Origin of the sequence: Salegentibacter salarius, assembly GCF_900168265.1 — a bacterium.
GTDB classification, from domain to species: domain Bacteria; phylum Bacteroidota; class Bacteroidia; order Flavobacteriales; family Flavobacteriaceae; genus Salegentibacter; species Salegentibacter salarius.
Map to the genome: position 1 here is coordinate 12,312 of NZ_FVZF01000009.1, position 12,958 is coordinate 25,269.

At 35.4% G+C, this 12,958-nt stretch carries 12 protein-coding genes and 1 tRNA gene; 4 read left to right on the plus strand and 9 right to left on the minus strand.

The features are described from left to right. Positions 1-119 precede the first annotated feature (119 nt). From B5440_RS06735 to B5440_RS06750, 4 genes are all read right to left on the minus strand, one after another. Entirely contained in the window at positions 120-1,091 is a 972-nt protein-coding gene (locus tag B5440_RS06735; protein WP_070055526.1) for a type I phosphomannose isomerase catalytic subunit, read from the minus strand. A 63-nt stretch (positions 1,092-1,154) separates the two neighbouring features. Beyond that, positions 1,155-2,780 (minus strand): ArnT family glycosyltransferase, encoded by a 1,626-nt coding sequence (locus tag B5440_RS06740; protein ID WP_070055525.1) that lies wholly within the window; start codon positions 2,778-2,780, stop codon positions 1,155-1,157. Next, positions 2,764-3,393: a lipid-A-disaccharide synthase N-terminal domain-containing protein gene (locus B5440_RS06745; RefSeq protein ID WP_070055524.1), complete on the minus strand. Its 630-nt coding sequence runs from the start codon at positions 3,391-3,393 to the stop codon at positions 2,764-2,766. Before B5440_RS06745 ends, B5440_RS06740 begins: the two co-directional genes overlap by 17 nt. Beyond that, the gene (locus B5440_RS06750) at positions 3,386-4,102 is read right to left on the minus strand and encodes a glycosyltransferase family 2 protein (protein WP_070055523.1); all 717 of its coding nucleotides are present in this window, start codon (positions 4,100-4,102) and stop codon (positions 3,386-3,388) included. The genes B5440_RS06745 and B5440_RS06750 overlap by 8 nt, the downstream gene beginning before the upstream one ends. 269 nt (positions 4,103-4,371) lie before the next feature. Here B5440_RS06750 and B5440_RS06755 point away from each other — a divergent pair. Both B5440_RS06755 and B5440_RS06760 read left to right on the plus strand, forming a co-directional pair. Further along, positions 4,372-4,445, plus strand: a tRNA-Arg gene (locus B5440_RS06755). A gap of 350 nt (positions 4,446-4,795) precedes the next feature. Next, positions 4,796-5,254, plus strand: a complete 459-nt coding sequence (locus tag B5440_RS06760) for a thioredoxin family protein (protein WP_070055522.1) — start codon at positions 4,796-4,798, stop codon at positions 5,252-5,254. A gap of 76 nt (positions 5,255-5,330) precedes the next feature. On the opposite strand, the gene B5440_RS06765 is transcribed toward B5440_RS06760, so the two are convergent. Next, the gene (locus B5440_RS06765; protein WP_070055521.1) at positions 5,331-5,792 is read right to left on the minus strand and encodes a universal stress protein; all 462 of its coding nucleotides are present in this window, start codon (positions 5,790-5,792) and stop codon (positions 5,331-5,333) included. A gap of 92 nt (positions 5,793-5,884) precedes the next feature. Next, complete coding sequence (locus B5440_RS06770; RefSeq protein ID WP_070055520.1) at positions 5,885-6,502, minus strand: hypothetical protein; 618 nt, start codon at positions 6,500-6,502, stop codon at positions 5,885-5,887. Between the two features lie 195 nt (positions 6,503-6,697). Between B5440_RS06770 and upp the strand changes: the two genes are divergently transcribed. Together upp and B5440_RS06780 are read left to right on the plus strand one after the other, a co-directional pair. Further along, complete coding sequence (upp, locus tag B5440_RS06775; RefSeq protein WP_070055519.1) at positions 6,698-7,357, plus strand: uracil phosphoribosyltransferase; 660 nt, start codon at positions 6,698-6,700, stop codon at positions 7,355-7,357. 97 nt (positions 7,358-7,454) lie between these two features. Next, positions 7,455-8,468, plus strand: a complete 1,014-nt coding sequence (locus tag B5440_RS06780; RefSeq protein WP_070055518.1) for a zinc-binding alcohol dehydrogenase family protein — start codon at positions 7,455-7,457, stop codon at positions 8,466-8,468. A 164-nt stretch (positions 8,469-8,632) separates the two neighbouring features. Here the strand turns inward: B5440_RS06780 and B5440_RS06785 are convergent, their stop codons facing one another. From B5440_RS06785 to tamL, 3 genes are all read right to left on the minus strand, one after another. Continuing rightward, positions 8,633-9,745, minus strand: a complete 1,113-nt coding sequence (locus tag B5440_RS06785; RefSeq protein ID WP_070055517.1) for an alkene reductase — start codon at positions 9,743-9,745, stop codon at positions 8,633-8,635. A 420-nt stretch (positions 9,746-10,165) separates the two neighbouring features. Further along, on the minus strand, positions 10,166-10,546 hold the full coding sequence (locus tag B5440_RS06790) for a Crp/Fnr family transcriptional regulator (RefSeq protein ID WP_317039392.1): 381 nt from the start codon (positions 10,544-10,546) through the stop codon (positions 10,166-10,168). A 108-nt stretch (positions 10,547-10,654) separates the two neighbouring features. Further along, positions 10,655-12,925 carry a translocation and assembly module lipoprotein TamL gene (gene tamL, locus B5440_RS06795; RefSeq protein WP_070055516.1) on the minus strand — a complete coding sequence of 757 codons (2,271 nt, stop codon included), beginning with the start codon at positions 12,923-12,925 and terminating at the stop codon, positions 10,655-10,657. Between the last annotated feature and the right edge of the window lie 33 nt (positions 12,926-12,958).

The following is a 12,958-nucleotide window of genomic DNA, read 5'->3' on the forward strand; positions in this document are numbered from 1 at the left end:
TTTATTGAATCGTCATCCTGAATTTGTTTCAGGATCTAGGTTTTAAGATCTTTAATAATATTAGAAGCTGAAACAAGTTCAGCTTGACGAATATTAAATGTTTTTGAAACAGCCTTTTTTTATTTAATATAAACTTCCAGGAATTCACAATTTTCAGCTGAAAGTTGAACTTTTTTATTTTCAGCAGGAATAAGTAACGTTTCTCCCTGCTTAATCTTTTCTGAATTACCATTTACTGAAATCTGGCCTTCCCCACCAACACACATATAGATCACAAAAGAATCTAAACTGCTATAATCTTTCTCAATCTCACCCTTTACTGGTAAATAATTGGTGGTGAAATATTTACAACTAGCAACTTCAGAAGAGGTATTTACTTCCTTTTTGTAGTTCAGTTTAAAATCATCTTTCTTTTCGAAATCTATAGCATCAATGGCTAAGGCGGTGTGGAGTTCCCTGGAATTTCCGTCATCATCGGTACGATCCCAGTCGTAAATTCTATAAGTAACATCTGAGGTTTGCTGAATTTCAGCTAAAAGCACCCCTGCTCCTATTGCGTGTACTTTCCCGGTATTTATAAAGAAACTATCTCCCTTCTTTACTTCTTCAAAATTAAGAAGCTCTACAATTTTTCCTTCTTCTAATCTGGCAATATAATCTTCTTTTGAAACGCTTTCCTTAAAGCCAATATTGATTTTCGCTCCCTTATCGGCCTGCATAATATACCACATTTCGGTTTTTCCGAAGGAATTATGGCGTTGCTGTGCAAGTTCATCATTAGGATGCAATTGCACAGAAAGCTCTGTATTGGCATCTATAAATTTAATAAGCAAAGGGAAATCGGCGTCAAACTCCTTATATATTTTTTTACCTAAGATTCTATCTTTGTATTCCTCCAAAAGATCTTTTAAAGAGAAACCTTTAAATTCGCCATTGGCAACTACAGAAATATCTCCAGATACACCAGAAATTTCCCAGCTTTCGCCAAGGTCGTCACGGTTGGTTTGCTTATTTAAAATATTTTTGAGTTTTTCACCACCCCAGATCTTTTCCTTTAAAATGGGGTTGAATTTAATCGGATAGTCAAGCATTTGTTGGTTAGTTTAAAATCGTCTCAATATAATCAAATATTGGCGTGTTAAAAAATGGGTGATTTACTGGTTTTCTGTTTTTTCCAATAAATAGAGCTCGCGATATAACCTTCGTTTATGTTTAGTACTTACAGGATTCATATCTACACTATCTATTTTTGTTGTTTTATAATTACTAAACACCTGTTTCAAGCTATCACTAAGGTAAGCTCCGGTTAAAATTAAAAACTTATTAGACTTTGTAGCTTTCATTTTATTTTCCTGGGTTAAAACAGGAATAGGCTTCCCATACTCCCAGATAATTTCAGGAGTAAAAGTTTTAAACTCATATACCTTTGTATCGTACTTTTTTAGATGCTTATCTATATTTACTATGCTATTATAATCTTTATTTACATTAATCTTATCAGCCATCGGCAAACCGAACCATACAACACTTATTAAGAAAAAAATACTTAAATAAAATACAGGTTTTATTTTCTTCAGCATTAAAAATCTAAACATTAAAATGCCGATGATAAATAAGAAAAATGAGCTTAAAATGTACCACAGCAGTATGTCTTCCAACATAGGTTCAAAATAAAAATATGCAGCAATTGGGAAGATACAGCCTACTAAAGCAAATATTCCAAAATGTAAATACACTACTGCAGCCTCTTTTATTTTTATACTTCTGAAATGATTTAAAAGGTATTCTATATAGAAAGAGGTGTTCATTGTCATCGGAATAAGCACCGGTAAGAGATAGCGGGATTTTTTCTCTGGAATTACAGATAACAGAAAAACCGAAGCTAAGGTCCAGAAAAGGGCAAATTTGTAGGCTTTCTTGTTGCTAACCCTGTCTTTTAAATAAGGATAAAGCAGCGCTACAAAAGAAGGAATAGTCCATAATCCACTTTGTATAAAAAAGCTCCAGTAATAATAAAAGGGTCTAACATTATAATTTAACCATCTTCCGGTTTCCTGGGTTGTGATTTCAGCAACGGCTCGGGTGTCAAATAAATAAACATAAAGATTCCACCACCCCCCTGAAATTAAAGCAATTACAACCAAAAGCACTATCGCTTTCCAACGTTTCTTAGTCCCTTTAAATTTATAGATAAAACCATACGCAATTAAAAATGGAAGAAATAATGCATAGAGAGAAACCGGGCCTTTACTTAGAATAGAGCAGCCGATAAAGAGCCCGCTGATTGTGGCAAAGAGATACCAGTTTTTTGTCGTATTATATAATTTGTAGAGAAAAAATATAGCGAGCATCATAAAACTATGGGTATAAATATCCCATTGCCCGTCTCTACTGGAAAAAACGATATAAAATGAAGTTGTAGCAATTATACCGGCTAAAAATGACAGTTCAATATTTCTGGTGATCTTAAGCAGAAATTTATAAATAAACACCACCAGGAGCAATCCCATAATTGCAGAAGGAAGTCTCAAACCAAAAAGACCTTCCATCCCAAAAACAGACATAGAAATTGCGGTTAGCCAGGTTGGTAATGGAGGTTTTTCATAACGCGGCTCGGCATTCATTGTAGTGAAGATCCAGTTATTATCGTTCAACATTTCCCTGGCGGTAATAAAGTTACGCGCCTCCATAATGTTGATATAGATAGCATCTAGATTTACAAAAAACACAGCAATTCCCACAAGTATTAGCAGGACCAGATATTTATTCTCTAATTTCATTATGATGAATTATAATATTTCTAATGTACATTAAAGCGCCAAATAAATGCCCAATAAGTAAAACCGGGTCTTTTCTCAAAATAGCATAAATTAGGATCAAAGAGGAACCGGCAAGGCTTAACCACCAAAATCCCAGTGGCAAAGAAGATTTTTTCTGTTTTTCAGAATATATCCATTGGTACAAAAAGCGAAGGGTGAAAATTATTTGGGCAACAATCCCTAATATCAGCAGCCATAAAGGGATAGCTTCGTTCTGAAATAGCTTTTGAAGGTCGTATTCATTATTAAAAAAACTGTAAACCACCACTATTACCGGGAAAACAAAGATCAAAAATCTAATAATAAAAGGAAGTTTATTCCATTGTCCCTGGAATTGCAAATTCCTAATGTAGATGAAATAAGTAAGACTCTGCCCCAGCATAATAGCAAAATCGTCCCTGGCATAACCATAAATAAATAATAAAAAGGAAGCAAGTAAGCTCAGTTCCCAAAAAAGAATTGGTGTAAGAACCTTCTTCTGTTTTTCAGAAAGAATCCATTGCATAATCATCCTTGAAGAAAACAGAATTTGAGCAGTAAATCCTATCACATAAATTATGAGCGAACTATCCATGTTTCGCTTTCATACTGTAATCTATATAAGATTTTTTCATCCAGACGTAGGCAAAACAGTCTATTAACGGGCCAAGAAACCTATTTTTAAAATTGTATTTTGAATGGCCTTCAATTCTGGGGTAATGATTTATTACTACCTCTTTAATCTCCTTTTGCTGAAGCAATATCATTGCAGGTAAGAACCGCTGTAAACCCTTAAACATCGGGATTTTTTTAGCGTATGCTGTATGCATAATTTTAAGCGGACATCCGGTATCGTGTATATTGTCTTTGGTAAAAAATATCCTTACTGCATTTCCGGTTTTAGAGGAAATACGCTTTACCAAAGTATCTTTTCTGTTTTTACGCCAGCCGGTAACTAAACCGTAATTTTCAATATAAGGAAAGAGTAATTCAAAATCCTCAGGATGTGTTTGTAAATCCGCGTCCAGGTAGCCAAGTAAAGGGGTTTTGGTATAATCGAAAGCGGCTTTTAGAGCGGCTCCTTTTCCATAATTCTTATCAAATAACAGGCAGTTAAAATCATCGTGATCCAGGCAAAATTTTTCTATTGCAGAAGCACTACCATCACTAGAGCCATCATCCACAAGTAATACGCAAGATCTAAGCGATGCCGACTTTAGATAATTCTGTAAATATTCAAAAAGCCTGGGGAGACTTTCTATTTCATTGTAAACCGGAACAATAATCGTAAACTGAAACTCCATACACAATTATAGACTGTAATTAAGATTTGGTAATAAAAGCCGCAATTTTAAAACCTGGTAGCGTGAGGCAGGTTTAATTTAGCAAAGGGACATTAAAAAAATTACCGCAGCAAAATTAAGGATATAATTTAGAAAAACTTTCAAAATAAAAATTAAGTTAAAAAGAGATTAAAACCGGGTTAAAACAGGACCGAATAAAAAAAATACATTTTTAATTAAAAAAAGGTTGTTTTATTTCGAAAGAGGCTTATATTTGCAACCGCAAAAACGGTCGCGTAGCTCAGCTGGATAGAGCACCTGCCTTCTAAGCAGGCGGTCCCAGGTTCGAATCCTGGCGCGATCACAAAAAGTCTTCCAATTTTGGAAGACTTTTTTGTTTTATATACATTTTCAATGAATGTAAACCAATCCTAAATGCTCATTTTTTAGCCTGATTTATTCTTAAAATTTGCTTTTATCAGGCTTACTTAAATCATCGAAATTGCCTTGCCTATACTCTTTATCCATTCAACATAATGAATTTTAAAATGATACCCAAACTCTAAATTAGATCCCAGAAATTAACCAATGTATGATCGGGCTCATATATTAAGGGCTTAAAGTTGAACACCTTTACCAACTTAATTTTAATAATAAAAATATTCCCAGTTCTTAGGTTTTGCAGCTCCATTATATGGCCGGGATATTTTAAAAATGTCTTTTAAAACCATAAAGCTTTCAGAAGAGCAAAATAAATACTTTCAAGATATAAACGTAAAACAAACCTGGCTGGTAATTACCGAGCCCTGGTGTGGGGATGCTGCCCAAAGTCTTCCGTTTTTTAATAAACTAGCTTCAAGTTCAGAGAATATTGAGTTAAAAATTGTGCTGCGCGATGAGAATCCAGAGCTAATGGATTCTTTCTTAACCTATGGTTCCCGTTCTATCCCAAAGCTTATTATACTAGACAAATACCTGGAGGTGGTTAATCATTGGGGACCACGTTCTAAGGCAGCTACAAAAGTAGTGGACGACTATGTGCAGAAACATGATAAAATTGATGAGCAACTTAAAACAGACCTGCAACTATGGTATAACAAAAATAAAGGGGAAGCTATAATAGTTGAAATGCAAGACCTGGTGCTTTGCGAAAAGAATTCAGAATTTATCTAGAGAAATTTTATTTCTCCTTTTTAAAACAAAAAAAGTCTCCCGGTATTGGAAGACTTTTTTGTTTTATTAATTTATTTTAATCTTTTTTTATCGGCACCATAAAAACCGGAACTTCAGTCTTTTCCAAGACATTTGAAGCTACGGTTCCCATTAAAAGTTTTTCAAAAACTGAATGACTATGAGTTCCCATTACTAGTAGATCTGCATTCCAGGTTTTTGAATATTCAAGAATCGCCGCTGCTGCGTCTCCTTCGGCTAAATGTGTTTCTACTTTTTCATCCTCCAGATGTTTTGCTGCTGTTTCCAGAAAATCTTCCACTACACCTCGCATTTCTTGAGCGATATCCATGTTTACGGCCATTTCATCATAACCAGAATAGCCCATAAAAGTAGGATAATCAATTCCGTAGTAACTAACATTGGCCATTACATGAAGTAAACAAACCTTAGCATCCAGCTGTTTAGCTAGGTTGTAACCGGCTTCAGCTACTTTTTCGGAAACCGGGTGATAATCTATAGCAATTAATATACGCTTCATAAGATTGGATTTCTTATAAAGTTATTAAATGAAATTTAAAATGTAGAAGTTTAATGATGAATAATTCTTTGAATGCTACAGTTTAAAAGAGACTACTCTTTAACCACAATTAAACTGGCCTTAGCGCCGGCTAGCAAGTTCCATTCTTTAGAAGCTACAAGGTTCCCGTTTTCTTCCAGCACTTTAAGTTGCGCCGTATTAGGCCCTGATGATCCCTGGTTTAAGGCTTGAAATTCTATATTGTTAAATCCGCTTTCCAGGGTCACTAGTACTGGAGTAAAGCCCCCACCAAGAACTACGCGTTGTACAAATTTTCCGTTTACGTAAATATTCACCTGGTCTCCATCTACAAATTGATGATCACGGCAATAAAGCTCTACAAACTTCCCGGAAGTTTTAAAATCGCCTAAATATTGATCTTCTCTATATTTTTCAAGTGCTTCTTTATCTTCTGTCCATTTTTCTTTAACGGCATCTCCAGCGGTCTTCAAATTATTCGGTTTTTCTCTAAAATCTATCTCCTTTGGTTTCTCCCTAAGATATTTACTTTCTTCATTAGATTCTTCAGAACGAAGAATAGGGAAACCAGAGGATTTTTTTTCTGGTTCTGCCTTTAAAATGCCTCCTGTATTGCTTGTAGCCGGAAGATCTATTTGCCCATAGCTTAGCGCGGAAAAGAAAATAAATAAAAAAGTATATATAAACTTCATAAGATGAATTCTTTAAGCTTGTAATATCAAAAATACGGCCAAATTACTTTAAAGAAAAATCTTTTAAAACTAATCGCCGAATGTCACTTTATCTGGTTACGCATTCGCAAAACATTTACTTACCTTTACGCTACTAAGCGATTTTAAAATATTCGACCCGGGTTCGCAGTATTCAAGCAAAAATTAAAAACTACTATGCAGGTAAATCATCTTCTGGAAGAAAATTCAATAGCCGGTAAATTTGTGGCACAACTTAGAGATGTAGATATTCAAAAAGACAGAATGCGCTTTCGCAGAAATATTGAGCGTTTGGGTGAAATTCTAGGTTACGAATTAAGTAAACAATTAAAATTTTCGGCTAAAAATATCAAAACTCCTCTAGGAAATGCTGAAGTTCAATTACCGGAAAATGAAATTGTGGTTTGTTCAATTTTACGTGCAGGTCTTCCTCTACATAACGGTTTATTGAATTATTTTGATGATGCTGAAAATTCTTTTATTTCAGCCTATCGTCATCACCCAAATAATGATGAGCATTTTGAAATTGTAGTAGAATACCTCGCCTCCCCTTCTCTGGAAGGAAAAACCCTTATTCTCGCTGATCCTATGCTGGCCACCGGCGGATCTTTCGTAAATGTTATGAAGGCTCTAAAACAAATGGGAACACCTAAGGAAATTCATTTAGTTGCCGTAATTGGTGCCGAAGAAGGTATAAATCTATTAGAAAAGGAATTTCCTGAAGATTCGAAACTCTGGATCGCTACAATTGATAAAGAATTGAATGATCGCGGTTATATTATACCCGGACTGGGCGATGCCGGAGACCTTTGCTACGGCGGTAAACTTCAACATTAATTACCTACTATCTCTTATAGTTTTCTTAAGTGCTGGGCGCTGGTTTTTATATTTCTTACATTGAAATTGAATTAAAGTAGAAATTAAAAATTAGCATATGAAAGCCGTAGGAATAAAAAAATCACACCCCATAGATCATACCGATAGTTTTATTGAATTCAATACTGAAGAACCCAAACCGGGCGACTCAGATCTTTTGGTAAGAATTAAAGCCGTTTCGGTTAATCCAGTAGATTTTAAAGTGAGGCAGAATGCCGCTAAAGATAAAGAACTGGAAGAGCCAAAGATCCTTGGATGGGATGCTGCCGGGATTGTAGAACGCGTTGGTAATAAAGTAACCAAATTCAAGCAGGGAGACGAAGTTTATTATGCAGGTGAAATAGACAGACCCGGATGTAATGCAGAGTTTCAGCTGGTAAATGAAAATATTGCAGGACATAAACCTAAAAATATTTCTTTTGAAGAAGCCGCTGCTATGCCCCTAACCTCGCTCACAGCCTGGGAATGCATTTTTGAACGCTTAAAAATTGAAGAAAATTCAGGAGAAAACCAGGATATTCTTGTTCTTGGTGGCGCCGGCGGCGTTGGTTCTATTGCTATTCAACTCTTAAAGAAACTTACCAAATTTAATGTGATCGCTACTGCTTCCCGAAATGAAACTGAAGCCTGGTGTAGAAATATGTGCGCTGATGTGATTGTAAATCATAAAAATTTGGAGGAAGAAATGAAGGCAAAAGGATATGAACAGGTAGATTATATCCTGAACTTTTCTGATACTGATATGCACTGGGATGCCATGGCAAATCTTATAAAACCTCAGGGAAATATTTGCTCTATTGTGGAAACTAAAAACCCTGTAGATCTAAACATACTGAAAAATAAAAGTGTGGCTTTTCATTGGGAATTGATGTTTACCCGTGCAAAATTTCAAACCCCCGATATGCATAAGCAGCACGAAATCCTGGAAAGAATTTCAAAGCTTTTAGAAGAAGAAACTATTGAAACCACACTTAATAAAACTTTTAAAGGTTTGAGTCCCGAAACTTTTAAAGAAGTTCACAGCCTGCAGGAATCAGGGAAATCTATCGGGAAGAATGTGATTTCATTTTAAAAAAAGATGTTGTTTGGAATTAAATTAATTTGTCATTCTGAATTTATTTCAGAATCTAATATGTTTATAATTGAAATATGTTAGACCCTGAAACCAGTTCAGAGTGACGGTTTGCAAAATTTCCAAACAACCTCTTTAATAGTCAGTTACAATTGAACTGAAGTTTAAGCCTCTTGCTTTCTGGCTTTGGCTTCATAATCTATATAACCTTTCTTACCAGGAACATAGAAAGTATCTGTATCCCATTCTGAAAGTGGCATATTTTCAGCAAAACGCTCTACTAGATCTGGGTTTGAAATATAGGGTTTACCATATGCAACGAGATCAGCGTTGCCTTCTTCAATAACCTTATTTCCAGATTCCTGATCAAAGCCGGCATTAATCATTAAAGTTCCGTTATACATTGGGCGGTACCTTTTAGCGATCTCTGTTACAGCGTATGGCACCTCAGAAACATCATTAAAAGGTTCCGATAAATGTAAATAGGCAAGATCATAATCATTAAGCTTCTTGATAATATAATCGAAAGTTGGAATGGTTTCTTCATCCATCGTCATTCCAAAAATTCCGTGGAGAGAAGGATTCAGTCTTAAACCAATTTTTGTCTCGGGCATTACTTCTTTGATCGCATCTATAGTTTCAAAAAGTATTTTAGCTCGGTTTTCTATACTTCCACCGTATTCATCATTTCTTTTATTAGAGGTTCCATTGAAAAACTGGTGGAATAAATACCCATTTGAAGAATGAATTTCTATTCCGTCAAAATCTGCTTCCATGGCATTTTTGGAAGCATTTTTAAAATCCTGAACTGTTCTTTTAATATCTTCAATGCTCATTTCCTTTGGCGTAACCGTATCTTTAAAGCCTTCATAGGTATAAGATTGTGACTCAGGATTTATAGAAGAAGCTGATAATGGCAAATCTCCATTATGAAAATCTGGATGAGACATTCTGCCTACGTGCCAAAGCTGGATAAACATTCGGCCATTAGCTTCGTGTACCTTTTTATTAACCATTTTCCAGCCTTGCACCTGTTCTTTACTGTAAATCCCCGGCGTGTTTACATAACCCACCGCTTCTTTAGATACCTGTGAACCTTCGGTAATTATTAGGCCTGCAGAAGCTCTTTGGGTATAATAAACATCGTGCAGTCCTTCAATAGGTGCATTTTCAGGATTATCAGCTCTACTTCTTGTCATTGGAGCCATTACCACTCTATTTGGAAGTTCTAAGCCGTTTAAATTATATGATTTTAATAAATGCTGTTCTTTACTCATAGTCTTATAAAATTATTTTTATTAATCTTTTTCTTAGCAATTTTTTCAGCGCTAAATTAATTTAAAGGAGGGAGAAACTTGTTGATGTATGTTAGCAGTAGCTGTTAATAAATGTTAATATGAGTTACAGCTAACCTTTATAGTTCAAAGACCTGTTCTCGATATAAAATTCTTCCCGAATTTCACTCGAACTGACGCGCTTTTCTTATGTCGAATTGAGATTATCAAACTAAAAAAGCTCTTTTCTAAGTCGGCTTAAACTTTCAGGTTTTATACCCAGGTAATTAGCTATATGATAATTAGGTACGCGATTCTCGATCTCGGGGTATTTTTGGCAAAATTCAAGGTAACGCTCTTTATTGTTTTTCTGAAGAGAGGATAAAATTCTACTTCTTAGAGCTACAAAGGCATTAGTAGTTTTTATTCTAAAAAACGTTCAAATTTTGGAATCCTTTTATATAAGGTTTCAAGCGTATCGCGATGAATTCCCAGAAGCACCGAATCTTCTATGGCTTCCACATATAATTGGGCAGGATAATTTCCGAAGAAAGCTTCAAAATCGCTAATCCACCAATCTTCTAGAGCAAATTGAATAATATGCTTATTACCATTTTTGTCTAGATAGTAAGCCTTTAAACACCCCTTTACCACGTAATATTCGCAATCTACGGCCTGCCCGGGTGCAATTAAAATGTCCTTTTTAGAAATACTCTTTTCAGTGAGAATTCCAACAAATTCACGTTGTTCATCTTTAGAAAGTTCAATTTTTGAAGTAACGTGTTTTAGTATTTCCTGATGCATCTTTCAACAATAAATTAAGAATTTCGGGGGCAAGGCCAAGAGGTATGATTAGGCAAAAACTTTTCAAAGTTTCGAGGAAACCTTGGATTACTAAACCCTCTGGAGGGATTAAAAGGGATAACCAATGGCAAAATTCAACACAGGATTTGCATAATCAAATTCCCAACGCTCGCCTTCAGGTAAAGCAGGATCGTGCAGCGGTGCTGCAAGATCTACCCGAATCACAAAACTTTGAATATCTACCCTTAAGCCAAAACCGGTACCTATACCCAATTCATTCATAAAATCTTTACTGAATTCGCCGCCATCTAACGTACTATTTTCTCCTGTATACCAAACATTCCCCGCATCGGCAAAAACAGCACCGTATAAATATGGGAAAAGCGGAAAACGATATTCAAGATTTGCTTCTAACCTAATATTCCCGGCCTGGTCAAAAAAAGCACCATCTTCACCTTCCGGTTCGTAAGTTCCGGGACCTAAAGAGCGAATATTAAAAGCTCTAACGCTGTATGGTCCTCCGGCAAAATACTGTTTGGTAAATGGTAATACATCAGAATTCCCATAAGGTAAACCATAACCGGCGAATAGTCTTGAAGCTATTTTTGAATCCCTTCCTGTTTTTAAATGATACCTGAAATCTACATCGGCTTTTGCATATTGGGAATATCTCAAGCCTAGAAATGTTTGCGGATCTTCTTCGCTATGACCGCTAATAGCGTCCACCAAATTTCCGGCTACATCTAAGGTTGAATTTAGAAAAAACTGATGGGTTTTATTTTCATCAATAAGTCCGTTGTAAGAAAAAGAATAGGTTAAACCAGCAATAAAATCCTGGTTAAAACTATTTTGTAAAAATGGATTATCTCTAAGGATTTGCTCAAATTCATCACTGGTTTGTCCAAGGTTTACATAGTTTACCGAAACAGGATTAAACTCGTGGGTAACATATCTATTGGCAGTCCAGATATAACCAAACCTGGCCGATACCGAACTGAGGCTAAATAATTGACTTCGGCTAAGATAATCCAAACCTAAACTAGCCTTGGTTTTAGGAATAGAATACGAAAACCAGTTTTCGTTGATATCGATAGGAAATAACATCCTGGGAAAAATTAAATCACCTTCCAGCCCTAATTGAATACTGTTTAAACCGGCCTGGGTACCGCCACCAACTTGGAACTCGTAACCGAAATCACCGGTAATATTTAAAATTTCACCACCTTTAAAAAGGTTTCTGTTAGTATAACCTAATGCCAAACTTGGGCCCGTAAAACCATTAGACTTGGTTACCGCCTGGATTTCTGCTCGTAACGAACGCTTTTTTAATGGAGATAGATAAATATTAGTTTCTAAAACCCCGAGACTGTCGGTAGAAAGGCTATCTATTTCCTGGTAATTTATATTTACAAATTTGTAAGCACCAATATTGCCCAATCTTCTGGCGGTATTTCGGGAAGTTTCGGGATCGTAAAGCTGACCTTCTTCAATAAGCAGGTAAGGATCTAAATGTTTAGGTTTAAAGAAAAGCTCTTTTTGAAAAAAGTTCTTTTCCGCATAACGAGTTTTAGCTGTAGAACTATCGGTTCCTACCTCGTAATTCGGGTATACATTAACGCTTTTAATTTTATACGGAATTATACTCGGAGTAGGAACATCTTTTTTAAGCCTTAAAAAGAGATCAAACTTTTTTTGTGCGTATTGATTGGTATCAGCTTCGAAAATTAGAAAACCAGAATTAAAATTATAATATCCTTTAGCCTTTAAATCCCTATCAATTCTTTCCCTTTCTAGTTTCATTGTGGAAAGATCAAATCGCATTCCTTCTTCCAAAGGCGAATTTTCTATACTATTACTTATCTCTTTATAAATTTGAAGGCTATCAGAGTCTAATTTATACTTCTCGAGCAAATAAGGTGTGGGCACATCTACCGCATAGGCCACATTCATTCTCTTCTTTTCTTCATTCCTGTTAACAGTAGAAACAACATTACTGTAAAAGAAGCCTCGATTTTGTAGCCTGTTCTTAATTAAATCTTCTGTTCTCACAGGCTCCACATCACTGGTGTAAACCGGCTCCTCGCCTATCTTTTTATTCAAAAACTTATTGATAAAACCTGGTTTCTCTCGCTGCGCTTTATAATGAAAATATAATCCCGGCTGCATTCCCCAGAATGAACTATTAGGCTCCGGACTTAAAACAGATTCTAACTCGGTTTTTAATTGAGAACGTTTTTTAATGGTAGTATCACTTTTTAGAGAAATTTTGGCGCCGGTGTATAGCAATTTACCGTCTGGTACAAATTTCTTTACATTACAGGCCTGAAATAGCAAAAAAACTAAACAAGCAAGCGTGATATATTTTAAGTATATTTTCATCTATTTATAACTTCAATCTTAATCTTTGAATTT